The following is a 26,011-nucleotide window of genomic DNA, read 5'->3' on the forward strand; positions in this document are numbered from 1 at the left end:
ATTTATTTTGATTGGGTTTGCACATTAAGAATATGCTTGATTATCTTTTGTTTTCTCGATAAAAACACAAGTAACAGGTTTTTGTTTTCAGAGGCTTATTAATTTAAACATCATCATAATCTACAAATAAGGTAGGTGTTGTAGGATGAGCTTGGCATGTTAAGATTAATCCCTCTTTAAGTTCGCCATCAGTAAGAATATTGTTTTGTCGCATTGTAGCTTCACCTTCAGTAATTCTTGCAATACAACTGCTACAAATTCCACCTTGACACGAATAAGGTGCATCTAAGTCTTCCGCCAAAGCTGCCTCTAAAACTGTTTTGTTTTGATCCATCAGAAATGATGCTTCTTCATCGTCAATTAGAACGGTCACTTTGGTTTGACCATCTAAAACATCAGTATTGCTGGATGCTACTTCAGAAACTGGAATCGTAAATAGTTCAAATAAAATAGTGTTTTTATCGATACCATTATCGAGCAATACATCTTGTACAGTATGTATCATTTGCTCTGGGCCACAAATATAGAAAGCGTCTATGTTATGATCTTTGTATTTGTTTTTAAGTATGAAATTAACCGTGCTTTTCTCAATTCGTCCAAATAAAGCATCGTCTTCTTGAGACTGACTATAAACAAATTTCACATCAAATCTATCTGGGTATTCAGTATTAAGTTTTACAATATCGTCCAGAAAGAGGGTTTCCTTCGGAGTTCTATTTCCGTAGATTAAAATAAAACTACTTTTGGGCTCCTCTTCTAGCAAGTCTTTTGCGATACTCATAATAGGAGTGATTCCACTACCGGCAGCAAATGCGGCGATGGTACGTTTTTTAGATGGGTCTGGTTCAAAAATAAAGCGACCATTAGGAGAAGCAACATCTATAACATCTCCTACTTTAATACTGCGATTGGCATATTTAGAAAAGGTACCATCTGTTACTTCTTTAATAGCCACGGTGAGCTCACCGCTTTTTGGAGCACTACAAATCGAGTAGTCTCTGCGTATTTCTTCACCATTAATATGAGTTCTTAGAGTAATATATTGACCAGCGATGAATCTGTATTCAGATTGTAAATTCTTTGGAATATCGAAACTTAACGTGACTGCATTTTCGGTTTCTTTTGTAACTGAATTTATAACGAGTTTATGAAACTGTGACATACGATTATTTTTTGCAAAAATAAAGAAGCTAAAACATATGGCTAGTTAATTAGTTAAAATTTAATACATAATTTTTATATGCATAAGAGTTTTATGTATATTTGTGTTATGGCTAATTCCAAATTATACAAGGGAAGTTTGATTACCATTATTTTAAAGCTTCTAGATGAAAGCGATAAAATGTATGGTTATGAGATTACTCAAAAAGTGAAAGCACTTACCAAGGGCGAGCTTAATATCACCGAAGGCGCCTTGTATCCAGCACTTCACAAATTAGAAGCCGATGGATTGCTTGATGTTGAGGTCATGAAAGTGGATAACAGGTTGCGTAAATATTATAAGTTAACCGATAAAGGCACAAGAGAAACCAAGAGTAAGCTCAACGAATTACATGAATATATAAAGACTATGCAAGTTTTAGTCAATCCAAAATGGAGTATTGAATAATGGCCAAACTATCTAAAGATAATATCCAGTTCATTGAGAATTACTTAGAAAATTCGGAGGTGTTTTATGCTGATATCAGAATGGAAATGACAGATCATGTTGCGTCGGCTATAGAAAAACGCATGGCAGACAATCCAACTTTTCATTTCTATGATGTATTTAAAGACTACATGATTGAGCAAAAAACTAACCTGTTAGAAAACAACAAACAGTTTTTAAGGAATTCAGATAAGACGATTTTGAAGGAATTGGTTTATTATAGTTTTAAACCCTCGACGTTTTTAGTATTCTGTATTATTTTTTTAGGGTTTTATCAGCTTGTTCAAATTATTGATGTTGATAGTATCAGCAAAATAGTGGCTTTTTTCCCAATACTCTCTGTTGTACCGTTTGTTATTATTTATATCATTGCACTACAGGTCTTTAAACTGTCGCGATTTTCAGGAATAGAGCGAATGGGATTTGTATACATTATGTCTTTCCAAGTGTTTAATCTAATATCAATTTTATTAAAAGGATATGTCAACGAACAAATAAATTTTTTGGTATTGACCTTATATTTTAGTTTAACAATTACGCTTAGTCTTATTTTAATTCGACTTAGCATTTCAGTTATAAATTATTACCGTAAGCATTATAAATTTCTGGTATAATTATGAAAGTATCTCAAGATCAAATAGAAAATTTATATGCGTTTACTATCAAACACTTTGTAGAATATTATGATTTACAAACCGAATTAGTAGATCACCTTGCCAATGATATTGAGGCCATATGGAGGGTTGAACCTGAGCTAACTTTTGATCAGGCGAGAAATAAGTCTTTTAAAAAATTTGGCATTTATGGATTCGCAGAAATAGTTGAAAAACGTCAAAAAGCAATGAATAAACGCTATTTAAAATGCCTTTGGCATGAGCTTAAAACGTGGTTTACTTTACCGAAAGTGATGACTACTTTAAGTTTATTTGCACTGTGTTATATGATATTTTCCTCATCCATTTCAGAATATGCATTTATTGCAGCCTATATCGTAACTATAATTTGGACAGTATATAAGATTATTCAGTTAAACCGTCAATTTAGAAGGCGAAAACAAAAAACAGATAAGAAGTGGCTTCTAGAACAGATTATTTTTCGGCAAGCATCAGGGATTAACTTAATATTTATTTCACAGCTCGCTAATGTGATAAATTATTCCGACGTCTTATATGGTAATCAGACCGCAATTGCTATCGCCTCTTTGAGCTTCACCAGTTGCTGTCTACTACTTTACGTCAGTTTACAGTTGCTACCCAATAAGGCTGATGAGCTGTTAAAAGAGGCATATCCTGAATTTTGTTTGTAACAAATTCATATCATTGCATACTAACTTGTCACATTAATAAAAATTACATCTATGAAAAATTTACTCTTTGTTTTAGCATTCGTTTTTACATTTTCAATAAATGCTCAAGATACTTCAAAATTTAAATTACAAACTGTTGAATTTATTAAACTTACCGGAACAGCTGATGCATTTGACAACGCCATTTCTCAAATTGGATCTATGGTGCCTGCCGATAAAAAAGAAGCTTATACAAAAGAGGCCAAAGGGACACTTGATGATTTATATAGTCAATTGGCTGATGTGTATATGAATGAATTCAGTGAGGAAGATATTGCTCAATTAGTGGCATTTTATAAGTCTGATATTGGGAAGAAATTAGCCTCAAAACAAACAGCAATGACTCAAGCAGGAATGATGATTGGTCAAACTTGGGGAATGAATTTATCTCAAATTGCTCAAAAGTATTCTAACTAGTCATTCCTAATCAACCTTATAATATGAAACTTAAGCATTTTTTAAATCTAGAATGGAAGAAATTCTTTCGTTCGGCAAGTTTCGGTAAAAGCATTGCAATCAATATCTTGATGATATTTTTAGCTTTGTATTTTATCGGGATATTTCTACTCTTAGGGATTGCTTTATATCCAGGGCTTAAAAAAGCATTCCCAGAGCAAGACCCATTCGTAATTGTTAATGGTTTATTATTTTTCTACATTCTGGCAGATATTGTCATGCGTTTCTTTTTTCAGAAGCTACCTGTAATGTCGGTTAAACCATTATTACCCTTACCAATAAAACGAAGTAAAGTGGTTAATTATGTGTTGCGGAAATCGGCATTTTCATTTTTTAATTTTTTACCGCTTTTTGCCTTTGTACCTTTTAGCATCGCATTGCTGCTCAACGGATATCCGACAGCATCGGTCTTAATTTGGTTGTTAGCTATTATTGTAGGAACGCTCATTGTAAATTTCTTAAACTTTATTATTGAGAGTTTTGCTTCGGAAACAGAACTATCTTTCCTACCAGTGATTGTATTTGCTGGAGGGTTGTTTGCTCTTAACTATTTTGATGCCATATCGTTTACAGATTTAGTATCTAATGGTTTTATGGGTATTTATAATAATCCTATTTTTATTCTTATCCCAATTTTGGTTTTAGTTGGATTGTATATCGTCAATTTCAAACAGCTAAAAAACAAGCTTTATCTAGATAGCTCTTTAAAAACAAAGGTTACAGAGGTCAATGCCTCTAATATGGAATGGACCAAACGTTTTGGAGATATTGCTCCCTTTATGCAGTTAGACTTAAAACTCCTTTGGAGAAACAAGCGTTCTAAATCTTCAATTTGGTTATTACTCATTGGGTTGTTGTATGGCTTGTTCTTTTATCCAAACCCTGTATATGCTGATATGCCATGGTTTTTTGCTTTTGTAGGAATCTTTGTAACAGGGATATTCTTAATGAATTTTGGTCAATTTATTCCTGCATGGGATAGTGGGTATTATAAGTTGTTAATGAGCCAAAACATAAAATACGAACAGTATTTAAAATCGAAATTTACACTCATGGCATTAAGCGTAATTATTCTATTTGTATTAAGTATTCCATATGTGTATTTCGGATGGAAAATCTTATTAGCACATTTTGCAGCAGCAATTTATAATATTGGAGTCAATACGCATGTCATCATGTACGGTGGGTCTTTTAATAGAAAAAAAATAGATCTTAACCAACGTGCCGCATTTAACTACCAAGGGACAGGAGCAGTGCAATGGCTTATTGGAATTCCATTAATGTTGTTGCCTTTGGCGATCTTCGGAATAACATACGCTATCGCAAGCTTTGAAATTGGGTGTGTCGTACTAACATTATTAGGAATAATAGGGATCGTTTTACACCAAAAGCTGATGAAATTCATTACACAAAAGTATGTAGATTCAAAATATAAAATGATTGACGCTTTTAGTCAAGATTAATACCAAAAAACTCATGATAGAAACAACTAATCTTTCGAAATCATACGGTAGTAAGACCGTTTTAAAAATAGATAATTTAAGCATTCCTAAAGGTCAGAGTTTTGGACTAGTTGGAAATAATGGAGCTGGAAAAACAACCTACTTTAGTTTGCTTTTAGACTTGATTAAGCCTTCAAGCGGACAAATTCAAAGTAATAACATATTAGTTCACGAAAGTGAAGATTGGAAACCATTTACATCAGCATTTATTGATGAAAGTTTCTTGATTGGTTATCTTACGCCTGAGGAATATTTTTATTTCATTGGTGAACTTCGCGGTCAGAATAAAGCCGATGTAGATAATCTCGTCTCTCAATTTGAAGACTTTTTTCACGGAGAGATTTTAGGACAAAAAAAATACCTTCGTGATCTTAGTAAAGGAAACCAGAAAAAAGCTGGAATTGTAGCCGCACTCATTGGAAACCCAGAAGTAATTATCCTTGATGAACCTTTCGCAAACCTAGATCCAACAACACAAATACGGCTGAAAGGAATCATTAAAAACTTAGCAGAAAAACAAGGCGTAACGGTGTTAGTCTCTAGTCATGATCTATTGCATGTCACAGACGTTTGTGAGCGTATTGTGGTATTAGAAAAAGGAGAGGTTGTGAAGGACCTTGAAACTAATGACGCTACTTTAAAAGAACTGGAAGTTCATTTTTCAGGAACAGAGACGGTCTAACCTAAGGCTGTTGGGCTAAAATCCGCCTATTTTTAGAGGATAATTCAAAAAGATGCTTATTTTTACAGCACTGCATAATATATGCTGGCTATTTTAGTTATAGTATTTACAAAAAACTAAACCTTTTGAATACCTCTTATAAAGTTTTTATATCACTGTTTTGCGTAGCAATTGTAATCACAAGTTGTTCACGTAAAAAAAATACATTCATAAACCGAAATTTTCACGCTTTAGGCACCAAATATAATGTGCTTTATAACGGGTATATTGCTTTGGAAAAGGGTAGAGAATCGGTTGACGATGCTTCTACCGATAACTTTTGGGAATTGCTACCAATAGAGCGTATGCAGGTCAAAGATGAGGTTGTTCTTCCAGGTAAATCTAAGAATCAAGATTTCGAACGCGCAGAAGAAAAGGCGATTAAAGCGGTTCAAAAACACGGGATGAATATCAAAGGGAAAGAGCATAATCCTCAAATTGATGAAGCTTATTTACTACTTGGTGAAGCACGCTATTTTGATCAGCGATTTGTGCCAGCACTAGAAGCTTTCAATTATATTTTGTACAAGTATCCTGCTAGTGACAAGATAAATACAGCGAAAGTTTGGAGAGAGAAAACTAATATACGTCTAGAAAACAATGAACTGGCACTCAAAAATTTAAAACGCCTTCTAGATCAAGAAGAATTAGAAGATCAAGATATGGCTGATGCCACTTCAATGATGGCTCAGGCCTATATCAATATTAAAGCTAAAGATAGCGCTCTTACACAACTAGTCTTAGCAGCCCAATTCACTCAAAAGAAAAAAGAGCTTGCTCGTTATAATTATATTATCGGTCAATTGTATAACGAATTCGGAAAGAAGGATAGTGCTAATATAGCTTTTGATAATGTCATTGAATTGCATAGAAAAGTACCTAGAGCGTATTATATTAATGCACATTTGGCCAAATCTTATAATTTCGACAAAAATAATGATGATCCTGTTATCTTTTTAGAATACCTCACAGGTCTTGAAGAAGATCGTGAGAACCGCCCGTTTTTAGACAAAATATATTATCGTATTGCCGAATTTCACAGGTCAAATGAAAGAGATTCTTTGGCTATGGCATATTACAATAAGTCCTTGCGCACCAATTTAGGAGATAAAGAATTAATTTCTAGAGATTATCTAACGCTTGGCGATATGAGTTTCGATAAGGCAGAGTATAGATTAGCTGGCGCCTATTACGATAGTACGATGCAACATATGAAGCTTAATTCTAAGCCATACCGAGTCGTTAAACGTAAACGTGAAAATCTGGATGATGTCATTTATTACGAAGATATCGCTCAAGTCAATGATAGTATTTTAAGACTAGTGAATTTATCAGATGAAGATAGATTGACATACTTTAAATCCTACACTGATGAATTAAAAGTTCTTGCTGAAAAAGAAAAAGCAGAAGCTGAAGCAGAAGCACGTCGTAATGAAAACACAGGAATGCAGCAATCTTTAAATAAGGTAAAAAGCCAAACCTTAAAGGCTGCTTCAGGAGATAAAAGAGGCAAGGAAGAAGACCAATTCTATTTTTATAATCAAACTACAGTAGCCTACGGGAAAAATGAATTTGTAAAAATATGGGGAAACCGAGAATTAAAGGATAATTGGAGACTTTCTGATACTAAAATTAGAGCTAATAGTTCTAATGAAACCAAAGTTATAGCTGCTAATGCTTCTGACGAAGAACGATTTGATCCAGATTTTTATATCTCTAAAATCCCTTCAGATCAAAAAGTAGTTGATAGTTTAGCAAAAGAACGCAACTTTGCCTACTATCAATTAGGGATGATTTATAAGGAAAAGTTCAAAGAGTATGAATTAGCAATGAATAAGCTCGAAGCCTTGTTGCAAAATAATCCAGAAGACCGCTTAATTCTGCCGTCAAAATACAATTTGTATAAAATATATATGGAATTAGAGCTCAGCGTGAAAGCTGAAGCAATCAAGGAAGATGTCATTAGGACGTATCCAGAATCTCGTTATGCAAAGATTTTATTAAATCCTAAATCGGAGTTTTTAAAAGATGAAAGTAGTCCAGAAAGCCTATATGAAAAGCTCTATGAACAATTTACAAAACAAGAATATGTACAAGTTGTTGCTAAAGCAGATGAATATATTACTCAATTTGAAGGGGATCCAACCGTGCCAAAGTTTGAAATATTAAAGGCCTCTGCCAACGGTAGGTTAAATGGTTTTGAAGCCTATAAAAAAGGCGTCAACTACATTGCCTTAACCTATCCAAATTCCGAAGAAGGGAAAAAAGCACAGGAGATTATGACCACAGCTATTCCTATTTTCGCTAAAAAAGAATTTGTTAGTGATGATACGGCAAAACACTTTAATGTATTATACCCTTTTGCAAATGCTGAAAAAGATCAAATTGAAGACTTTGTAAAAAAATTAGACGAGGCGATTTCAAAAGTCAGTTATTTCGATTTGTCTTCTTCTGTCGATTTTTATGATGCCAACACCACATTTGTGGTCGTACATGGCTTAAAAAGTATACAAGGAGCAGCTGGATTCGCTCAAATATTAAAAGAGAATAAACTAAAAATTGACCGAAATTTTCATTCAATTTCTTCGCCTAACTACGAAATTGTACAACGACACAAAAACTTAAACGAATACTTAGAATCTCAATAATTTTGACCTATGTTTTCAGATAAAAAAACAGTACGTATGGCTACAGAAACAATTTCACAACAAAACACAATCGCTAAAGGCACTATAATTACAGGAGATATTATTAGCGAAGGTGACTTTCGAATTGAAGGTTCAATTCAAGGCAATATTAAAACTCCAGGAAAGGTAGTAATTGGTAAAACAGGAATTATCAATGGGACATTAAAAAGTGCTAACGCAGATATAGAAGGTAAGTTTTCAGGCAAATTAATGCTATCTGACACCCTATCTTTAAAGTCGTCTGCACATGTTGAAGGCGAAGTTGAAGTTGGTAAACTAGCAGTAGAACCTGGTGCAACTTTTAACGCGACTTGTATGATGAAAGGCGCTCTTAAAGAATTGAATAATGGACCAACAAAACAAACAACCATCCAACGACCACGACAAGCCAACCCAGAAAAAGGGCAAACAGCTTAAAAACATTGCAATACTCTCAGGTATTGGTTTTGAAATGGGAGCGATTATCTATGGTTTCGTTATGCTTGGGAAGTGGCTCGATCGCACTTACAATGATGGAGAAAAACTATACATAATCTTTTGTACACTATTTGGAGTAGCAGCTTCTCTATTTATCGTAATTAAACAACTTAATAGAATTCATAAATAAATGAATCAATCATTAATAACATTTTCATTAAAACTCCTCTTAACACTCTCTATCGCATTCGGCATGCACCTTTTGGTGTTAAATTATCTTGAGTATGCACTTTTTGAAAACAAAATTGTACTAGCTTATCTTGTGAACGCTGTTTTAGCAATTTTAATTTTTTGGTTTTTACTTAGAATGAAAGAAAAGTATAAAGAGCAACTTGGGTTTTTATTCCTCGCTGGAAGTATTTTAAAGTTTGCTGTTTTTTTTATACTTTTTTACGGCTCATATAAAGTCGATGGGATAATCTCTAAACCTGAGTTTGCAGCATTTTTTGTTCCTTATCTTTTATGTCTCGTGATAGAAACGTCTAGCTTGGCAAAATGGTTAAACAAATTGGAATAAAACAACCATTTTTATCCCCCAATGCACCATCATTAAATAAAGTTTAAAATAGTTTTTGTTTTTGATATAAAACTATACCTTTGCAGCGATTTTTAAGCCACTATTATTTAAGTGATATGCGAACAAGAATAACTGTTAAGACAATTACCTTATTACTGTTTTTAATATCCTTTACTGCTTTTGCTAGTGAAGGTGAAGGAAAAGGAGATAAAAAATCTGAAATTAAAGAGTATATTCAACATCACTTGAAAGATTCTTATGACTTCAGTTTGTTCTCTTACACAACTGATTCGGGAGAACATAAATACATAGGAGCTCCGCTTCCTGTGATTCTGTGGGATAACGGTTTGAAAGTGTTTTCTTCTTCAAAATTTCATCATGGTGAAACAGTAGCTGAAGCCGGTGGAGATTATTATAAGTTATACCATAGTAAAATATATAAAACCGACGCTCAAGGAACTATCAATTATGATGATGAGCATCACCCAACAAATATAAAACCTCTAGATTTTTCAATCACAAAAAGTGTAGTAATGATAATCATTACAGGACTGCTAATGTTCTTCTTGTTTAGGGGCTTGGCAAAATCGTATGCTAATAATGGTGGAATTGCAAAAGGGTTTGGACGTTTCTTTGAGCCAATTGTACTTTACATTCGAGATGATATCGCGATTCCAAATATTGGAGAGAAAAAGTACATGAAGTATATGCCATTTTTATTAACGGTATTCTTCTTTATTTGGTTTTTAAACATATTTGGCTTAACACCATTAGGGGTTAATGTTACGGGTAATTTAGCCGTAACAGCATCTTTGGCTATATTAACTTTTTTATTGACAAATTTAACTGGAACTAGAGATTATTGGAAGCATATTTTTGATCCCCTAGGAGATTCTATGCCATGGTATGCAAAAGCGGTTCTTTACGTCATATTAATCCCGATAGAAGTATTAGGGATTTTTATCAAGCCTTTTTCATTATTAATACGTCTATATGCTAACATGCAGGCAGGACATATTGTATTAATGAGTTTAATAGGTTTAATGTTTATTTTCAAAAGTTGGTTAGGAAGTCCACTATCATTTGGATTGGCTTTCGCAATTTCACTTATTGAGATATTAGTAGCATTGCTACAAGCATATATTTTTACAATGTTATCTGCGCTTTACTTTGGTTTTGCCGCAGAAACTCACGACCATGCTGAAGAGCATGAAGGTGATGTTCAGCATTTGTAATCATATGAATTTGAATGTTTAATTTTTAAATATATTTATTATGGAAATCCCAGTAATGGTAGGTGCAGGTTTAGTTGTAATTGGAGTTGGTATTGGTATTGGTAAAATTGGTGGTTCTGCTATGGAAGCGATCGCTCGTCAACCAGAATCTTACGGTAAGATCCAAACAGCTATGCTTATTGCAGCAGCTTTAATTGAAGGTATTGGATTTGCGGCTTTATTTGCTGTATAATCAAAACCAAACAAAGTAACCTTGTAACGGTTGGTTGCAAGGTTGCTTTAATTAAAAATTAAATTGATATAACAATTATATATTATGAAGTTATTAGAAGATTTTTCTATAGGATTGTTTTTCTGGCAAACATTATTGTTTATCGGACTTTTATTATTGCTAAGAAAATTTGCATGGAAGCCAATTTTAAATGCGGTTAACGATAGAGAAGAAGGTATTAAAAATGCTTTAGCTTCTGCAGAAAGCGCCAAGAAGGAAATGGAAAACCTTCAAGCTGATAACCAAAAGTTATTACAAGAAGCACGTTTAGAACGTGAGGCAATGCTCAAAGAAGCACGTGAGTTAAAAAACACAATGATTGAAGATGCCAAAGGAGAAGCGTCTGCTCAAGCAAACAAAATTATTGAGCAAGCCCAAGCTGCGATTACAAGTGAAAAGCAAGCTGCGATAGCAGACCTAAAGGCACAAGTAGCTAATTTGTCTGTAGAAATTGCAGAGAAAGTTGTGAAAGCAGAATTATCAGACAAAGACAAACAACTTAAATTAGTTGAGTCAATGTTAAGTGAAGCTAAATTGAACTAAGACAATGGCAGGAACAAGAGCAGCAATTCGTTACGCGAAAGCGATTTTAGATCTAGCGCAAACTCAGAAAACGGCAGAAGCGATAAATGAGGACATGATGTTAGTGTCTAAATCTGTTAGCGAAAATCAAGACTTGAGCGATATGCTTCAAAGTCCTATGATTACATCTAGCGATAAAAAAGAAGCTTTGTTGGCAGTGTTTCCAAAAACAAACCCAATGTTTTCGAGCTTAGTGGATCTATTAGTGACAAATAAGCGCGTCAACATTTTAGGAGATATCGCTTCCAAATATGTTGAATTATTTGAAAAGGCTCAAAACATTGAAGTAGCAAACGTTACTACAGCCGTGCCTTTATCAGAGAATTTAAAAAAGAAGGTGCTTGCGAAAGTTAAAGAATTAACAAGTGCAGATAAAATTGAGATTAAGAATACAGTTGATGAAAGTATTTTAGGCGGTTTCATTTTGCGTGTCGGAGATATCCAATACAACGCAAGTATTGCTAATCAATTGAATAAATTAAAAAGAGAATTTACATTAAATTAAAAAGTTCTAGCGACGGCTAGAAATAATACTAAATAAAGATGGCAGAAGTAAAACCAGCTGAAATATCAGCAATCTTAAAACAACAACTATCAGGTTTTGAAGCAGGAGCTTCATTAGACGAAGTTGGAACAGTATTAACTGTAGGTGATGGTATTGTACGTGCTTACGGATTGGCTAACGCTCAATATGGTGAGTTAGTAGAATTCGATGGTGGATTAGAAGGTATCGTACTTAATCTTGAAGAAGATAACGTAGGTATTGTATTGTTAGGAGTTTCAGTAGGCGTAAGAGAAGGGTCTACAGTTAAACGTACTGGTCGTATCGCATCTGTTAATGTAGGTGAAGGTATTGTTGGACGTGTTGTTGATACTCTTGGAAATCCTATTGATGGGAAAGGACCAATTTCAGGTAAAACATATGAAATGCCTTTAGAGCGTAAAGCACCTGGGGTTATCTATAGAGAGCCAGTGACTGAGCCATTACAAACAGGGATTAAGGCAATTGATGCTATGATTCCAGTAGGTAGAGGTCAGCGTGAATTGGTAATTGGTGACCGTCAAACTGGAAAAACTGCAGTTTGTATTGATGCGATTTTAAATCAAAAAGAATTTTACGATGCAGGTGAACCTGTATATTGTATATATGTTGCTGTAGGTCAAAAGGCCTCTACAGTAGCCTTAATTGCTAAAACCTTAGAAGAAAAAGGAGCTTTAGCATATACCACGATAGTCGCTGCGAATGCATCAGACCCTGCTGCAATGCAAGTTTATGCACCTTTTACAGGAGCATCTATTGGGGAGTACTTTAGAGATACTGGTAGACCAGCTTTAATTGTATTTGATGATTTATCAAAACAAGCAGTTGCTTACCGTGAGATCTCTTTATTATTACGTCGTCCTCCAGGACGTGAAGCTTATCCAGGTGACGTTTTCTATTTACATTCAAGATTATTAGAACGTTCTGCAAAAGTTATTAATGATGATGAAATTGCTAAGCAAATGAACGACCTACCTGAGTCATTAAAACCTCTAGTGAAAGGTGGTGGATCATTAACAGCATTGCCAATTATTGAAACTCAAGCGGGTGACGTTTCTGCATATATTCCAACAAACGTAATTTCGATTACTGATGGTCAAATCTTTTTAGATGGAGATTTATTTAACTCGGGTGTACGTCCAGCAATTAACGTAGGTATTTCTGTATCTCGTGTTGGTGGTAACGCTCAAATTAAATCAATGAAAAAAGTAGCAGGAACCTTAAAACTAGATCAAGCACAGTACCGTGAATTAGAAGCGTTTGCTAAGTTTGGTTCAGATTTAGATGCTGTGACATTAAATGTAATTGAAAAAGGTAAACGTAATGTTGAAATCTTAAAGCAAGCTCAAAATGATCCGTTTACTGTAGAAGATCAGGTTGCAATTATTTATGCTGGATCTAAAAACTTATTGAGAGACGTTCCGGTAAATAAAATTAAAGAATTCGAAAGAGATTATCTTGAGTTCTTAAAAGCAAAGCATTCAGATGTTTTGAGTACGTTAAAAGCAGGAAAATTGACTGATGAAGTTATAGACACCTTAACGGCAGTTTGTAAAGATTTATCAGGAAAGTATAGAGCATAATTAACATTCCTGCGCTAGATTTAGCGCAGGAATATTTTCATATTTCACATATGGCTAATTTAAAAGAAATACGTAATAGAATATCTTCGGTATCATCAACGATGCAGATTACTAGTGCCATGAAAATGGTATCTGCTGCAAAATTGAAAAAAGCTCAAGATGCTATTACCGCAATGCGACCTTATTCTGATAAGTTGACTGAGCTTTTACAAAGCTTAAGTGCAACTTTAGATGCAGATTCTGGAAGTAAATTTGCAGATCAACGTGAGGTGAAAAAAGTTTTACTTGTGGTAATCACCTCTAATAGAGGTCTTGCAGGTGCTTTTAACTCTAATATCATTAAGGAGGTTATAAGTCTTACCAATAATAAATATGCAAATCAAGACGTATCTTTTTTAGCAATTGGTAAAAAGGCAAATGATGCTTTCAAAAAAACAAATAATGTCATTGCTAATAAAAGTGGAGTTTATGATGATTTGACTTTTGATAACGTTGCTGAAATAGCAGAATTATTAATGGAGAAATTTGTTGAAGGGGATTTTGATAAAATCGAGATTATCTATAACAAGTTTAAAAATGCGGCAACACAAATTGTAATGACAGAACAATTCTTGCCAATTGTTCCAATGCAAGGCGTGTCAATTAATACAGATTACCTTTTCGAACCTTCAAAAGCAGAGATTGTAGAGCAATTAATTCCGAAGTCATTAAAAACACAATTGTATAAATCAGTTAGAGATAGTTTTGCTTCTGAACATGGTGCACGTATGACCGCGATGCATAAAGCAACAGATAACGCTACTGATTTAAGAGACCAATTAAAATTAACCTATAATAAAGCACGTCAGGCTGCAATTACAAACGAAATCCTTGAGATCGTTGGTGGAGCAGAGGCCTTGAATAACTAACATAATACTTATCAGACGTTGTCTGATACAAATAAACTAGACAAAACCTAACTTTAACGAGTTAGGTTTTTTTATGCGATCAATTTTGAAATCGTATATTTAACTCACTTAAACGACAAGAATGAAATTAGCGAAACGCATGACGTCCTTAATCTTTATACTGGTACTTATGGTAAGTTTCTCTCAATGCTCAACCACACAAAAGCTCCAAAATGAAGCACCAACAAGTTTTGGAGATGTCTATTGTCAAAACTGGACAGCAGGAGTACAAGGAGGAGGTTCTGGGATAAATCTATTTATTCCAATAGGTAACACCTCAATTCGTTTAGATAGTGTTTATTTTAGAGGGAAAGCCACTAAATTAGAAGTGAAGCCTGTAAATCCACGGTTGTTTATTGGTCGTTTTAAAACTGAAATAAATCAGCCCAAAGACATCATTTTAAGTAGTGATTCTAAAGAAGAATATAACAATAAGTTACCGGAACAACAGGTTGAGATTCCTTTTGAACTAACGAACAATGAATGTGTGGTTAGTTATAAGGACGGTAACAAAACATTGTATTATAAAATATCGAATGTTCGAGAAGAACAACCCATATTTTACCCAAGTGCTCCACCAAATTAAAACAAAATGACCCAAATCAAAACCCTTAACCCATATGAAAATTTCAAAGTCAAAATTATTTAGCTTAGCCTTGTTCACGATAGTATTAGTAAGTTGCTCTAACGCTTATAAGTTCCAGAAATCAGCTCCTTTTAAATATACAAGAGCTTATTTTCAGAATTGGACAGCAGCCATTAAAATAGGAAGTTCAGGAGTTAATTTTCACATTGCTAATTTAACACCTAATGCAGGTGTCGTAATTGATAGTGTATACTTCAGAAAAATGAGCGGTAAGCTCATTTCTTCCAAAGGGAAATATGTGTCACAATTAGTAAAGCGCAAACCAATTTCTGAAGGACATACATTAACTACCACTGGAGATTTTCCTTTTAAAATAGGGAATAGAGAATGTGTTGTGAGTTATACAGAAAATGGAGAAACTAAGTATTTTAAAATTACAGATATTATCGAAAATGAAGGGGTTTATTATGAAGATGGACCGCCTAGTAAGCTGTAATTTATCTTTGGCTATCGTAATCTAAAAACGTATTTTTAGCATTATAAAAATCAACTTTTGAGCGTATTTAAATCCCTTTTTAAACAAACATTCATTTATGGTTTAGCCACTGTTTTGCCTAGAATGTTGAGTTTTTTATTAGTGCCATTATATACCACTAAAGGGGTGCTGTCATCTGTAGCAGAGTACGGTCAGGTTTCTGTAATATTTTCTTATTTCGTATTGTTTAATGTCATATTGGCTTACGGAATGGAAACGGCCTTTTTTAGATTTTTTAATAAGGAGGATAAGAAAGAGAACGTCATTGGAACTTCAGCCATTTCAATCGTTGCGTCATCCATAGGCTTTTTTGTTCTTGCCTTAATATTCCAATATCATATCGCTTCTTTTATTCAAATTGATGTCAAGTATATCAATCTAGTCATTTGGATTTTGCTATTTGATGCCTTGGTGATTATTCCATTTGCATGGTTGAGAGCAACCGAACGACCGATGCGATATGCCATTATCAAAATATTGAATGTAGCTATTAATTTAGGGCTGAATCTATTCTTCTTACTGGCTTTAAAAGAGTTGGCTCAAGATGAAAACCTATTTGAAACGATATACAAACCAAATTTTGAAATAAGCTACATCTTTATCGCCAACCTTATTGCGAGTGCTTGTACATTGCTGTTGGTTTTGTCATTTTATACGAAAATTAAATATAAGTTTGATAAACAACTTTGGAAACGAATGTTCCGCTATGCCTTTCCAGTACTTGTAGCTGGCGTGGCATTTTCAATTAATGAGACTTTTGACCGAATTTTATTAGACCGCTTGCTGCCACCCGATATTGCTGAAACCGAAATAGGCATGTATTCCGCATGCTATAAGATTGCGTTGTTCATGACCCTGTTCGCCACAGCATATCGATTAGGGATTGAACCTTTCTTTTTTAGTCATTCTAAAACTGAAAACCCGCGACAGAATTATGCTAAAATTTTGGAATTCTTTGTAGCATTTGGTGCTATTATTTTATTAGGAGTTGTGGTCTTTGCAGATATTTTAAAACCTTTTATTGTAAGAAGTGAAGCGTATTGGGAGGCGATGTGGATTGTGCCTATTATTCTCTTAGCTAATTTTTGTTTAGGAATATATCATAATTTATCGGTTTGGTATAAAATTACCGATAGAACCAGGTTTGGGGCCTATATCTCTATAGTGGGCGCCATAGTGACTTTGGTGATTAATATCCTTTTTATTGAAGCCTATAGTTACAAAGCTTCTGCAATAGCAACTTTGATCGCTTATAGTATCATGGTATTGCTATCGTACTACTTCGGAAGAAAATATTATCCCATTCCTTATAATTTAAAAAAGATTGGATTGTATCTCGTTCTTTCAATAGCCTTGTCAGGACTTTCTTTCTACCGATTTAGAGGGGATTATATTACCGGAATATCAATGTTAATTGTATTTTTGATTGTCGTGTATCTTTCAGAAAAAAAACAGATAAATCAACTATTAAAAAAATAAAATGCAAATTAAAATTATAAATAAATCAGCACACCCATTACCACATTATGAGACAATTGCCTCTGCTGGAATGGATTTACGCGCTAATTTATCTGAATCTAGAACTCTTAAGCCTCTAGAGAGAAGTATTGTAGGAACAGGATTATTCATAGAACTTCCCATAGGCATTGAAGCCCAGGTCCGACCAAGAAGTGGTTTGGCCGCTAAAAAAGGAATCACTGTCTTAAATGCTCCAGGAACAGTAGATGCCGATTACAGAGGAGAAATAGGTGTTATTCTTGTGAATCTGTCTAATGAGGATTTTGAAATTAATAATGGTGAACGAATTGCACAATTAGTAATTGCTAAACACGAGCGAGCCGAATGGCTAGAAACTACAGAACTAACAGATACCGAAAGAGGAGCTGGTGGTTTTGGAAGTACAGGCGTTAAATAATTGAATGACTGAAATTTAAAAGATGAAAATAATAGTACCAATGGCTGGTCGAGGCTCCAGACTTCGCCCGCACAGTTTAACTGTACCAAAACCATTAATACCAATTGCAGGTCAACCCATTGTGCATCGATTGGTAAAAGATATCGCCAAAGTTTTAAAACAACCTATTGATGAAATTGCGTTTGTTTTAGGTGACCCTGCATGGTTTGGTGATGATGTGGTTAATAGCTTAAAAGACCTCGCCAATAGCTTGGGAGCTAAACCATCTATTTATAGACAAGATCAACCATTAGGAACTGGTCATGCCATTATGTGCGCTAAACCGTCACTTACAGGCCCAGCGGTTATTGCCTATGCCGATACTTTAATTCGTGCAGAATTTGATTTAGATCCTACAGCTGATAGTGTAATCTGGACTAAAAAAGTTAGTAATCCGGAGGCTTATGGTGTTGTCAAATTAAATGAGAATGATGAAATCATTGAATTGGTAGAAAAACCTGAAACATTCGTCAGTAACCAAGCTGTTATTGGGATTTATTATTTTAAAGATGTGGCTATCTTAAAAGATAAATTACAAGACGTATTAGACCAGAACGTTATGAATGGTGGTGAATATCAAATCAACGATGGCATTAAACGTATGATGGCTGAGGGTAGAATCTTTAAAACAGGAACGGTTGATGAGTGGATGGATTGCGGAAATAAAAACGTCACTTTAGAGACCAATGCTAAAATGCTCGGGTTTATAAAAGCTGATGGTGATGAGCAGATGATTGCAAACTCTATTGTGAACGATAATTCTACCATCATTGAGCCTTGTTACATTGGAGAGCATGTGAGCTTGCGTAATTGTACTGTTGGGCCTAATGTATCGATTGGAAATCAATGTGTTATTGAAAATTCAACAGTTAAAAATAGCTTAATTCAAAACCATACTAGTATTAAAAACGCTAATTTAGACCACGCTATGATTGGGAATCACGTGACTTTTGACGGAAACTTTGAAGCCATCAGTATTGGTGATTATTCAATTTTGGAATAATTGTTGAGTTACCCTAATACAAAAAGCTGATACGCATACATGAAAATTAAACTCTATATTCTACTGTTTTGCTTTGGAATACTCCTATTTCCGCAGAATATGTCTGCGCAAGTTGATTTCAACAAACGCCCTGATGACGATTTAGGAAATGTCGAAGATAAATTTCAGGAGTATTTTTTCGAAGGCTTAAAACAAAAGGGAATCGAAAACTACCAGAAATCGGCAAATGCCTTTTTGAAGTGTATCGAATTAAACGATAGTGATCCTGTTCTATACTTTGAATTAGGGAAGAACTACAAAGCACTTAAGAATTTTGGCGCAGCCGAGGATGCTTTAAAAAAAGCTGTAGCTAAGTCACCTGAAAATGAGTGGTTTTTAGATGAGCTTTATGATGTTTATATCCAGCAAAATGAAATGGATAAAGCACTTAAAACTGTAAAACAGTTGGTTAAGTTTCACCCTGACTATAAACAAGATTTGGCAACATTATATTACGAATTAAAAAAATATAAAGATGCGCTCAAATTGTTAGATGAAATGGATGAGCAGTTTGGCTATAATCAGGATAGAGATTTTTTACGGAATAGAATATATGATGTAACGGGTAACGACGATGACCGTATTGAAAATCTTGAGGAACGTGTGAAAAGTAATCCAGAGGACGAGTCCAACTACTTGCGTCTTATTTTTAGATATAGTGAAACGGGAGAGACTAAAAAAGCCTTTGATGCGGCAAAACGCTTATTGCAATTAAATCCTGAATCTCAACTCGTACATCTGGCATTGTATAAATTTTATTTAGATGATGGTCATACTGCAAATGCTATTAATTCGATGAAGGTGGTACTAACAAGTCCAGTGATTAAACCCGAGGCAAAAACAAAAGTATTAAATGACTTTGTGAAATTTGTATCTATAAACCCCGAACATGAAGCAGATCTTATTGAAATCACGTCCTTAGTAAGTGAAGATAAAAGTGTGAAGACTTTATTAGAGTTGGGGGCCTATTATTTAAAGGCTAACGATAAAGAAAAAGCACTAAGTTACTATAAAGAGGCCTTGCAGCAAGACCCTAATGAGTTCAAAATTATTAGAGATGTGTTATTGCTTCAAATTGACTTAAACAAAGATGCAGAAGCCGCTCAAAAAAGCATGGAAGCATTGGATATATTCCCAGCACAGCCCATTTTATATCTCATTAACGGTGTTGCTAATAACAAACTGAAACAACCAACAAAAGCCATAGAAAGCTTAGAAATGGGATTAGACTTTGTGATTGAAAACCCAAAAATGGAAGCCGATTTTTACACACAACTAAGCTATTCCTACAAGCAAGTTAATAATATTAGTCAATCTGAGACGTTTGCTAAAAAGGCAGCTGCCTTATTGAAAGAACAATAGCCCATGAGAATCTTTAAAATCATATTGCTTTGCTTGTTTGTTGCATTAGGCATTTCTTGTAAATCAGGACGAAGTATTGTGGCTTCAGGCGAGGTAGATGTTAAGCTATCTGCCAAACAACTTATTAAAGAAAGCGGAAAGCGTAATGCTAGATTTAAAACTCTTCAAGCTAAAGTCAAAATTGATATTATTCAAGATTTAAAAGAATCATCCTATACCGTGAATTTGCGAATGGAAAAAGACAAAACCATTTGGATAAGTGCAACTCTTGGTTTAGCCCGAGCCATGATTACACCAAATCGGGTGCAATTTTACGATAAAATCAACAACCAGTATTTTGATGGTAACTACAAATTACTTAGTGACCTTCTTGGCGTTGAGTTGAATTTTGAAAAAGTCCAAAGTTTACTCATAGGAGAGCCGCTTTATAATCTGAAAGATGATATCTATATCATTTCAATGAGTGACAACTCATATATTTTACAGCCAAAAGATCAAAATGCTTTATTAGAATTGTTCTTGTTGTTCAATCCGTCACATTTTAAGATGGATTCACAACAATTATTACAACCGTTAAAAAAACGCTTTTTGCAAATAGATTATTTAGGGTATCAAGATGTTGAAAAAGAAATTTTACCACAAAATATTAAAATTATTGCTGTTGAAGATACCGAAGAACTTAATGTGGTTCTTGAATATAAATCGGTTTCTGTGAATGAAGAGGTGCGTTTTCCTTTCCGAATTCCATCAGGTTTTGATGAAATAATTCTATTCGATGCGAAATAAATCAACTTATATCCTTTTTCTTTTTTTGCTTCTGAATGTAATGTCAGCGCAAGCACAAAGTGCCAAACAAAAAGCGTTAGAAGCTAAACGCTTAAAGTTTCAGCAGGAATTAAAACAGCTCAATTCGTTGCTGTTTTCAGACAAGAAAAAAGAGAAAAATGTGATTTCCTTAGTAGAAGATCTTAGCTATAAAGTTAGTGTTAGGCGCAATTTAATTAAAGTTACAAATGATCAAGCCAATTTATTGACCCGTGAAATTAATGCCAACCAAAATGAGATTTCAAGTTTGAGAGATCAGTTAACAATACTCAAAAAGGAATATTCTGAAATGGTGGTGAAGTCTTATAAAAGTAAGTCTGAGCAAAGTCGAGTGATGTTTTTATTATCCTCTGATAATTTCAAACAAGCCTATAAGCGACTCCAGTATATCAAACAATATACCGATTATCAAAAGGAACAAGGGGATTTAATAAAGGCTAAAACCATTAAGCTTCAAGAATTAAACACAGACCTACTCCGACAGAAAAAAGATAAGGATCAACTTGTTGCAGAAAATAGAATTGCTAAAAAGGAGCTCGAAAAAGAATTAAAAGAACAGGACAAACTCATGTCATCGATTAGAAAAAGCATGAGCTCTTATGCGTCTAAGATCAAGCAGAAACAACAGGAAATTGAAGCTATTGATAAAGAAATTAACCGACTCATTCGTGAAGCTATTGCGGCTTCAAACAAAAAAGCAGGGAAGTCCAGCTCATCTAAGGGTTTTGCATTAACACCTGAAGCCAAATTAATCGCAAAAAACTTTGTGTCTAACAAAGGTCAATTGCCTTGGCCTGTTGAGAAAGGCGTGGTAAAAGTACGCTATGGGAAACAACGCTCTCCTATTGACCCTACATTAACAATTAATAGTAATGGTGTTAGAATCGCTACAGAGCGCAGTACTAGAGTGCGTGCAGTTTTTAACGGCGAAGTACTAGCTGTTACTGGACAGAAATATTCTAATCCAACAGTTTTAATTCAACATGGTAATTATATCACTGCATACAGAAACCTATCTAAAGTCTATGTTAAAAAGGGAGATCAAATTTCAGCCAAGCAAGAAATAGGTGAAGTCTTCACCAATAATGAAGGACAAACAATGTTAGGCTTTAGTATTTTTAAAGACTCCAAACCTCAGAATCCTGCCAGTTGGATTTACAAAATGTGATGGTCTAATAAACCCTTATAATCATATATCCTTTTCTCGTCTTCCTGTAGTGCGTATTATTCCAGAAATAGTAGCGTTTTCCTTTTACCCGTACAATTTCGTAGTGTTTAGGAGGTGTTTTGATAACCGTATCTGCTCCTGGTCTTGCTGCAATTCGCGTTGCACACGAACTTAGATTTAAGACACAAAAGGCTGAAAGGATAATAACAAAAGTTCTCATCGTAGTTTAGATTTGTTTCTACTTTAAGACGATTGAGTAATAGAAAAGTTTAATCCTGAAATAATGCTTTTAATTCGGTTGCATCACTTGGCTTCATTTTCCCAGCCAATACTAAACTCAATTGCTTGCGTCGAAGTGCAGCCTCATAGCGCTCTTTTTCTAGTTTGGTTTCAGGTATCAGTTGAGGAACTTTTACCGGACGACCAGTTTCATCAACGGCAACAAAAGTGTAAATAGCTTCATTAGCTTTAATACATTCACCAGACTCACGATCTTCAATCCATACGTCTAAGAAGACCTCCATAGAACTTGTAAATGCCCGAGATACTTTAGCTTCAACTGTAACCACACTTCCTAATGGGATAGAATGATTAAATGCTACATGATTTACCGAAGCCGTAACCACAATTCTCCGACTATGACGACGCGCAGCAATACTAGCACAACGATCCATACGTGCTAATAATTCGCCACCAAACAAATTATTAATAGGATTGGTTTCACTAGGTAGGACCAAATCGGTCATGATGGATTTAGATTGAAATGCAGTTCTCGGTTCCATTGATGTTGTCTTTAATATCGTGCAAAGGTAAGCCGATTTTAAATTCTACTGAACCAATTTAAGAAATTTTAAAGAAGTAAAAGCAAGTATAATTAATCTAATGCTTTGACTAATAACCAAGCTTCACGATTGTGTGTACGCTTAATAGTGCGCAAGGCTTTTAGGGCCTCAAGTCTATCTGTATGACTAGAATAAACTACCTCATGAAGTCCATAGCGGTTTTTACCAATCTTTAGCGCTGTATAACCTTGATCTCTAAGTTGTTGCACTTTTTTATCGGAATTGGCTTCAATTCTAAAAGCACCGGCAACAATGTGGTAATTACCTGATGGTTTTTCTACGGATAATGTGACCGCTGGTAATGGATTATCGATCACAAATGTGGCTTCTTGAACCTTAATATCCAATTGTTGATTGGCTGCTTCTTGAGCTAATTGGTTTTGTGTTTCAATCTGGTTTACGTAGAACTTGGACGCTGTAAAGCCGCCCAATGTTAATGCAATAATTGCAATGGCAGCGTATTTGAGATATGGTCTATTTTTTCGCTTTTCTGAAGTAATTGTTAGAGGGATAACATCTTCAATAGCTTCAACCTGTTCTTTGTGTAGCTCACGAGAAATATCAGAAGAAGTGAATTGAGATAGTCCAAATGCATCTGTTAAGTAATTAATATGATGCGATGGCTCAAAGTTGATGTTACCTTCAGTATTTAAAATGAGATCACCAATATTATGAAATGCTATGGTTTCACCCGCTACCAGATATGATTTTATTGACTTCACATGTTTTGCTATCTTCTCAACAGCAACGAGATAAGGGACTTTTTCTACTTCAGCAATATAATTAGCCAATAGACCATCATTAGTTTGTAACTGCTCGTTAAAGGATAATGCTTTCTTAGGCGGATAAAAAGAATGGGTAGTCTCATGCACTCTTGCCGATACACGATGTGTTAAAAAAGCTCCAAATTGCGGAATGATTACACAATCATATCTGTATAGTAAGTCGCTGATGTAAGTCTCTAGTTGCATAAAAACAAAGTTAAAAATTTTCTAACGCGAATTAAATATCCTGATAAGTATTTATTAACAAGCAAAATTTTGTTTCTTGCATATAGAAAATAATCGACAATATGACTGAGCAGGATTTAATTTATGCACTGGCGTTGCAGCACGTGCCTAAAATAGGGGATATTACCGCTAAAAAATTAATTAGTCATTGTGGTTCTGCAAAAGCCGTAATGAATGAAAAAAGAAATAATCTGCTAAAGATTGATGGCATAGGTGGCTCTACTATTAAAGGGCTTCATTCTAAAGAACATCTGAAGGCAGCTGAAGAGGAATTAAAATTCATCAAAGACAACGACATTACATGCTTATATTTCACTCAGGATGATTATCCTGAGCGTTTAAAGCATTGTATTGATAGTCCTATCATGCTATTTCAAGTTGGAAATATTAAGCTGAAACAGCAACACATTATAAGCGTAGTAGGGACACGCAAAATCACTACATATGGTGTGACTTTTTGTGAAAAATTAATAGAACAACTCAAACCATTTAACCCTGTTATCGTCTCTGGTTTTGCATATGGAACCGATATAACGGCACATAAATCGGCAATCAAACATAAGTTGCAAACCATTGGGTGTTTAGCACATGGTTTAAATCAAATTTATCCTAAATCACATAAAAAATATATTGTAGATGTTGAGAAACATGGCGGATTTCTAACTGACTTTTGGAGTACAGATGTCTTTGATCGAAATAATTTTTTAAAGCGTAACCGCATCATTGCAGGTATGAGTGAAGCGACCATAGTCATTGAGTCTGCGGAAAAAGGCGGTAGTCTTGTAACTGCAGATATCGCTAATTCTTATAATCGAGATGTGTTTGCAGTACCAAGTCGCGTTGCTGATCAGCAAAGTATAGGATGTAACAATTTAATTAAAACTCAACAGGCACATTTACTTTCTCATCCATTAGACATTCCTTATCTATTGAATTGGAAATTAGAACAACCAAAACCATTAGTGATTCAAAAGGAATTGTTTGTAGAGTTAACATTAGAGGAAAAAGAGATTTATACCTTTTTAAAAGACAATGATAGGCAATTGCTCGATGTGATTGCTCTGCATTGTGATATTCCTATTTATAAAGTTGCTAGTATTTTACTTACTATGGAGTTAAAAGGTATTACAAGACCACTGCCAGGTAAATTGTTTGAGTTGGTTTAGTATCCTACTTTTTCACGTACACGTTTTAGTACCTCATTAGCTACAGTTTTCGCCTTAGCAGCGCCAATAGCTAGAGCATCATCAACTTCGTTTAGGTTGAACATGTAATGATTATATCGTTCACGTTGTTTAGAGTACTTTGCTAAGATCAACTCGTACAAAGCTTGTTTGGCATGACCATAACCATAACCGCCTTTTTCATAATTGGCTTTCATAGTGCTAATCTCAATTTCGGATGCTAACAAACTATAAATCGCAAAACAGTTGCAAATAGACCAGTCTTTTGAGGCTTCAAGAGGTGTACTATCGGTTTCGATTGACATGATTTGTTTGCGTAATTTTTTTTCAGGAAGGAAAATATCAATGATATTACTTTTACTCTTACTCATTTTAGCGCCATCAGTGCCCGGAATAAGCTTGGTGTTTTCTTGTACTTTTCCTTCAGGTAACACGAAGGTATCACCCATTTTTGCATGAAAACGAGAGGCAACATCACGTGTCATTTCGATATGCTGTAATTGATCTTTTCCTACAGGAATGATGTTAGCATCATACAATAAAATATCGGCTGCCATCAACATTGGATAGGCAAATAACCCAGCATTTACATCCTCTAAACGATCGGCTTTGTCTTTAAAGCTATGCGCTAAGGTTAATCGTTGATATGGAAAGAAACAACTTAAATACCATGATAGTTCTGTTACTTGAGGCACATCACTTTGTCTGTAAAACACAGTTTTAGTAATATCTAATCCAAAAGCTAACCAAGTGGCCGCTGTGGAATAAGTGTTTTGACGCAGGGTTTGAGCATCCTTAATTTGTGTCAATGAATGCATATCTGCGATGAACAAATACGAATCATTTTTTGAATCGTTTGCCATTTCAATGGCAGGAATGATTGCACCTAATATGTTTCCCAAGTGCGGAGTTCCTGTACTTTGTATTCCTGTTAGTATTCTTGCCATAGTATTTTCAGTGAAAAATGAAAATCGCTTTCCGTCAATCGTTT

The 26,011-nt window shown here is 34.6% G+C and carries 30 protein-coding genes; 25 read left to right on the forward strand and 5 right to left on the reverse strand.

All coding sequences use genetic code 11. The features are described 5' to 3' along the window. Positions 1–103: 103 nt before the first annotated feature. Positions 104–1,162 (reverse strand): ferredoxin--NADP reductase, encoded by a 1,059-nt coding sequence (locus BLT57_RS02770; RefSeq protein WP_091421942.1) that lies wholly within the window; start codon positions 1,160–1,162, stop codon positions 104–106. 108 nt (positions 1,163–1,270) lie between these two features. Between BLT57_RS02770 and BLT57_RS02775 the strand changes: the two genes are divergently transcribed. The 24 genes from BLT57_RS02775 (at position 1,271) to BLT57_RS02890 (ending at position 21,984) form a co-directional block, all read left to right on the forward strand. After that, the gene (locus BLT57_RS02775) at positions 1,271–1,609 is read left to right on the forward strand and encodes a PadR family transcriptional regulator (protein ID WP_091421947.1); all 339 of its coding nucleotides are present in this window, start codon (positions 1,271–1,273) and stop codon (positions 1,607–1,609) included. After that, a complete protein-coding gene (locus tag BLT57_RS02780; RefSeq protein ID WP_091421950.1) occupies positions 1,609–2,262 on the forward strand; it encodes a hypothetical protein in 654 nt (217 codons plus the stop codon). The genes BLT57_RS02775 and BLT57_RS02780 overlap by 1 nt, the downstream gene beginning before the upstream one ends. 2 nt (positions 2,263–2,264) lie before the next feature. Then, a complete protein-coding gene (locus BLT57_RS02785; protein WP_091421952.1) occupies positions 2,265–2,954 on the forward strand; it encodes a hypothetical protein in 690 nt (229 codons plus the stop codon). A gap of 51 nt (positions 2,955–3,005) precedes the next feature. Next, positions 3,006–3,410: a DUF2059 domain-containing protein gene (locus BLT57_RS02790; RefSeq protein ID WP_091421956.1), complete on the forward strand. Its 405-nt coding sequence runs from the start codon at positions 3,006–3,008 to the stop codon at positions 3,408–3,410. Between the two features lie 23 nt (positions 3,411–3,433). After that, positions 3,434–4,912, forward strand: coding sequence for a DUF5687 family protein (locus tag BLT57_RS02795; protein WP_091421959.1), 1,479 nt, complete (start codon positions 3,434–3,436; stop codon positions 4,910–4,912). Between the two features lie 13 nt (positions 4,913–4,925). Beyond that, positions 4,926–5,633, forward strand: a complete 708-nt coding sequence (locus BLT57_RS02800; protein ID WP_091421962.1) for an ABC transporter ATP-binding protein — start codon at positions 4,926–4,928, stop codon at positions 5,631–5,633. Between the two features lie 125 nt (positions 5,634–5,758). Then, positions 5,759–8,320: a hypothetical protein gene (locus tag BLT57_RS02805; protein WP_231928756.1), complete on the forward strand. Its 2,562-nt coding sequence runs from the start codon at positions 5,759–5,761 to the stop codon at positions 8,318–8,320. Between the two features lie 9 nt (positions 8,321–8,329). Further along, positions 8,330–8,776 carry a polymer-forming cytoskeletal protein gene (locus tag BLT57_RS02810; RefSeq protein ID WP_091421965.1) on the forward strand — a complete coding sequence of 149 codons (447 nt, stop codon included), beginning with the start codon at positions 8,330–8,332 and terminating at the stop codon, positions 8,774–8,776. Beyond that, on the forward strand, positions 8,706–8,966 hold the full coding sequence (locus BLT57_RS14280) for an AtpZ/AtpI family protein (protein ID WP_255361761.1): 261 nt from the start codon (positions 8,706–8,708) through the stop codon (positions 8,964–8,966). The genes BLT57_RS02810 and BLT57_RS14280 overlap by 71 nt, the downstream gene beginning before the upstream one ends. Further along, the gene (locus BLT57_RS02820; RefSeq protein WP_091421969.1) at positions 8,967–9,353 is read left to right on the forward strand and encodes a DUF6168 family protein; all 387 of its coding nucleotides are present in this window, start codon (positions 8,967–8,969) and stop codon (positions 9,351–9,353) included. 116 nt (positions 9,354–9,469) lie between these two features. After that, entirely contained in the window at positions 9,470–10,588 is a 1,119-nt protein-coding gene (gene atpB / locus BLT57_RS02825; protein WP_091421973.1) for a F0F1 ATP synthase subunit A, read from the forward strand. Positions 10,589–10,628: 40 nt separating this feature from the next. After that, the gene (atpE, locus tag BLT57_RS02830; protein ID WP_033959615.1) at positions 10,629–10,820 is read left to right on the forward strand and encodes an ATP synthase F0 subunit C; all 192 of its coding nucleotides are present in this window, start codon (positions 10,629–10,631) and stop codon (positions 10,818–10,820) included. An 81-nt stretch (positions 10,821–10,901) separates the two neighbouring features. Next, on the forward strand, positions 10,902–11,402 hold the full coding sequence (locus tag BLT57_RS02835; protein WP_091421976.1) for a F0F1 ATP synthase subunit B: 501 nt from the start codon (positions 10,902–10,904) through the stop codon (positions 11,400–11,402). A gap of 4 nt (positions 11,403–11,406) precedes the next feature. Next, entirely contained in the window at positions 11,407–11,946 is a 540-nt protein-coding gene (atpH, locus tag BLT57_RS02840; RefSeq protein WP_091421980.1) for an ATP synthase F1 subunit delta, read from the forward strand. 38 nt (positions 11,947–11,984) lie between these two features. Continuing rightward, positions 11,985–13,565, forward strand: coding sequence for a F0F1 ATP synthase subunit alpha (atpA, locus tag BLT57_RS02845; protein ID WP_091421983.1), 1,581 nt, complete (start codon positions 11,985–11,987; stop codon positions 13,563–13,565). 50 nt (positions 13,566–13,615) lie between these two features. Further along, positions 13,616–14,473 carry an ATP synthase F1 subunit gamma gene (gene atpG, locus BLT57_RS02850; protein ID WP_091421987.1) on the forward strand — a complete coding sequence of 286 codons (858 nt, stop codon included), beginning with the start codon at positions 13,616–13,618 and terminating at the stop codon, positions 14,471–14,473. A 121-nt stretch (positions 14,474–14,594) separates the two neighbouring features. Further along, a complete protein-coding gene (locus tag BLT57_RS02855; RefSeq protein WP_091421990.1) occupies positions 14,595–15,098 on the forward strand; it encodes a hypothetical protein in 504 nt (167 codons plus the stop codon). 34 nt (positions 15,099–15,132) lie between these two features. Continuing rightward, entirely contained in the window at positions 15,133–15,594 is a 462-nt protein-coding gene (locus tag BLT57_RS02860; protein ID WP_091421993.1) for a hypothetical protein, read from the forward strand. Positions 15,595–15,651: 57 nt separating this feature from the next. Beyond that, a complete protein-coding gene (locus BLT57_RS02865; RefSeq protein ID WP_091421995.1) occupies positions 15,652–17,112 on the forward strand; it encodes an oligosaccharide flippase family protein in 1,461 nt (486 codons plus the stop codon). Between the two features lies 1 nt (position 17,113). Further along, on the forward strand, positions 17,114–17,548 hold the full coding sequence (gene dut, locus BLT57_RS02870) for a dUTP diphosphatase (protein ID WP_091421998.1): 435 nt from the start codon (positions 17,114–17,116) through the stop codon (positions 17,546–17,548). Positions 17,549–17,570: 22 nt separating this feature from the next. After that, entirely contained in the window at positions 17,571–18,590 is a 1,020-nt protein-coding gene (locus tag BLT57_RS02875) for a sugar phosphate nucleotidyltransferase (protein ID WP_091422001.1), read from the forward strand. A gap of 39 nt (positions 18,591–18,629) precedes the next feature. Then, positions 18,630–19,991 carry a lipopolysaccharide assembly protein LapB gene (locus tag BLT57_RS02880; protein ID WP_091422004.1) on the forward strand — a complete coding sequence of 454 codons (1,362 nt, stop codon included), beginning with the start codon at positions 18,630–18,632 and terminating at the stop codon, positions 19,989–19,991. A 3-nt stretch (positions 19,992–19,994) separates the two neighbouring features. Further along, on the forward strand, positions 19,995–20,777 hold the full coding sequence (locus BLT57_RS02885) for a DUF4292 domain-containing protein (RefSeq protein ID WP_091422006.1): 783 nt from the start codon (positions 19,995–19,997) through the stop codon (positions 20,775–20,777). A gap of 40 nt (positions 20,778–20,817) precedes the next feature. Beyond that, a complete protein-coding gene (locus tag BLT57_RS02890; protein WP_231928757.1) occupies positions 20,818–21,984 on the forward strand; it encodes a murein hydrolase activator EnvC in 1,167 nt (388 codons plus the stop codon). 4 nt (positions 21,985–21,988) lie between these two features. Here BLT57_RS02890 and BLT57_RS02895 read toward each other — a convergent pair whose 3' ends face one another. From BLT57_RS02895 to BLT57_RS02905, 3 genes are all read right to left on the reverse strand, one after another. Then, positions 21,989–22,204, reverse strand: a complete 216-nt coding sequence (locus tag BLT57_RS02895; protein WP_091422012.1) for a hypothetical protein — start codon at positions 22,202–22,204, stop codon at positions 21,989–21,991. A 49-nt stretch (positions 22,205–22,253) separates the two neighbouring features. After that, on the reverse strand, positions 22,254–22,766 hold the full coding sequence (locus BLT57_RS02900) for an acyl-CoA thioesterase (protein WP_091422015.1): 513 nt from the start codon (positions 22,764–22,766) through the stop codon (positions 22,254–22,256). Positions 22,767–22,858: 92 nt separating this feature from the next. Next, positions 22,859–23,797: an SPOR domain-containing protein gene (locus BLT57_RS02905; protein ID WP_091422018.1), complete on the reverse strand. Its 939-nt coding sequence runs from the start codon at positions 23,795–23,797 to the stop codon at positions 22,859–22,861. Positions 23,798–23,898: 101 nt separating this feature from the next. On the opposite strand from BLT57_RS02905, the gene dprA reads away from it, so the two are divergent. Further along, on the forward strand, positions 23,899–25,002 hold the full coding sequence (gene dprA, locus BLT57_RS02910) for a DNA-processing protein DprA (protein WP_091422022.1): 1,104 nt from the start codon (positions 23,899–23,901) through the stop codon (positions 25,000–25,002). Here the strand turns inward: dprA and trpS are convergent. Then, a complete protein-coding gene (gene trpS / locus BLT57_RS02915) occupies positions 24,999–25,967 on the reverse strand; it encodes a tryptophan--tRNA ligase (RefSeq protein ID WP_091422028.1) in 969 nt (322 codons plus the stop codon). The two genes, dprA and trpS, sit on opposite strands and share 4 nt — an antisense overlap. Between the last annotated feature and the right edge of the window lie 44 nt (positions 25,968–26,011).

Source organism: Formosa sp. Hel1_31_208, from assembly GCF_900104785.1.
Lineage (GTDB): Bacteria > Bacteroidota > Bacteroidia > Flavobacteriales > Flavobacteriaceae > Psychroserpens.

What these genes read in the sequence shown, in the direction of transcription:
- atpE (WP_033959615.1), top strand. Translation starts at nt 10,629, where the DNA reads ATGGAAATCCCAGTAATGGTAGGTGCAGGTTTAGTTGTAATTGGAGTT.
- BLT57_RS02790 (WP_091421956.1), top strand. Translation starts at nt 3,006, where the DNA reads ATGAAAAATTTACTCTTTGTTTTAGCATTCGTTTTTACATTTTCAATA.
- atpG (WP_091421987.1), top strand. Translation starts at nt 13,616, where the DNA reads ATGGCTAATTTAAAAGAAATACGTAATAGAATATCTTCGGTATCATCA.
- trpS (WP_091422028.1), bottom strand. Translation starts at nt 25,967, where the DNA reads ATGGCAAGAATACTAACAGGAATACAAAGTACAGGAACTCCGCACTTG.
- BLT57_RS02895 (WP_091422012.1), bottom strand. Translation starts at nt 22,204, where the DNA reads ATGAGAACTTTTGTTATTATCCTTTCAGCCTTTTGTGTCTTAAATCTA.
- BLT57_RS02810 (WP_091421965.1), top strand. Translation starts at nt 8,330, where the DNA reads ATGTTTTCAGATAAAAAAACAGTACGTATGGCTACAGAAACAATTTCA.
- atpB (WP_091421973.1), top strand. Translation starts at nt 9,470, where the DNA reads ATGCGAACAAGAATAACTGTTAAGACAATTACCTTATTACTGTTTTTA.
- BLT57_RS02820 (WP_091421969.1), top strand. Translation starts at nt 8,967, where the DNA reads ATGAATCAATCATTAATAACATTTTCATTAAAACTCCTCTTAACACTC.
- BLT57_RS02800 (WP_091421962.1), top strand. Translation starts at nt 4,926, where the DNA reads ATGATAGAAACAACTAATCTTTCGAAATCATACGGTAGTAAGACCGTT.
- atpH (WP_091421980.1), top strand. Translation starts at nt 11,407, where the DNA reads ATGGCAGGAACAAGAGCAGCAATTCGTTACGCGAAAGCGATTTTAGAT.
- BLT57_RS02785 (WP_091421952.1), top strand. Translation starts at nt 2,265, where the DNA reads ATGAAAGTATCTCAAGATCAAATAGAAAATTTATATGCGTTTACTATC.
- BLT57_RS02900 (WP_091422015.1), bottom strand. Translation starts at nt 22,766, where the DNA reads ATGGAACCGAGAACTGCATTTCAATCTAAATCCATCATGACCGATTTG.
- BLT57_RS14280 (WP_255361761.1), top strand. Translation starts at nt 8,706, where the DNA reads ATGGACCAACAAAACAAACAACCATCCAACGACCACGACAAGCCAACC.
- BLT57_RS02880 (WP_091422004.1), top strand. Translation starts at nt 18,630, where the DNA reads ATGAAAATTAAACTCTATATTCTACTGTTTTGCTTTGGAATACTCCTA.
- BLT57_RS02780 (WP_091421950.1), top strand. Translation starts at nt 1,609, where the DNA reads ATGGCCAAACTATCTAAAGATAATATCCAGTTCATTGAGAATTACTTA.
- dut (WP_091421998.1), top strand. Translation starts at nt 17,114, where the DNA reads ATGCAAATTAAAATTATAAATAAATCAGCACACCCATTACCACATTAT.
- BLT57_RS02855 (WP_091421990.1), top strand. Translation starts at nt 14,595, where the DNA reads ATGAAATTAGCGAAACGCATGACGTCCTTAATCTTTATACTGGTACTT.
- BLT57_RS02775 (WP_091421947.1), top strand. Translation starts at nt 1,271, where the DNA reads ATGGCTAATTCCAAATTATACAAGGGAAGTTTGATTACCATTATTTTA.
- BLT57_RS02860 (WP_091421993.1), top strand. Translation starts at nt 15,133, where the DNA reads ATGAAAATTTCAAAGTCAAAATTATTTAGCTTAGCCTTGTTCACGATA.
- BLT57_RS02795 (WP_091421959.1), top strand. Translation starts at nt 3,434, where the DNA reads ATGAAACTTAAGCATTTTTTAAATCTAGAATGGAAGAAATTCTTTCGT.
- BLT57_RS02905 (WP_091422018.1), bottom strand. Translation starts at nt 23,797, where the DNA reads ATGCAACTAGAGACTTACATCAGCGACTTACTATACAGATATGATTGT.
- BLT57_RS02890 (WP_231928757.1), top strand. Translation starts at nt 20,818, where the DNA reads ATGTCAGCGCAAGCACAAAGTGCCAAACAAAAAGCGTTAGAAGCTAAA.
- dprA (WP_091422022.1), top strand. Translation starts at nt 23,899, where the DNA reads ATGACTGAGCAGGATTTAATTTATGCACTGGCGTTGCAGCACGTGCCT.
- BLT57_RS02770 (WP_091421942.1), bottom strand. Translation starts at nt 1,162, where the DNA reads ATGTCACAGTTTCATAAACTCGTTATAAATTCAGTTACAAAAGAAACC.
- atpA (WP_091421983.1), top strand. Translation starts at nt 11,985, where the DNA reads ATGGCAGAAGTAAAACCAGCTGAAATATCAGCAATCTTAAAACAACAA.
- BLT57_RS02875 (WP_091422001.1), top strand. Translation starts at nt 17,571, where the DNA reads ATGAAAATAATAGTACCAATGGCTGGTCGAGGCTCCAGACTTCGCCCG.
- BLT57_RS02885 (WP_091422006.1), top strand. Translation starts at nt 19,995, where the DNA reads ATGAGAATCTTTAAAATCATATTGCTTTGCTTGTTTGTTGCATTAGGC.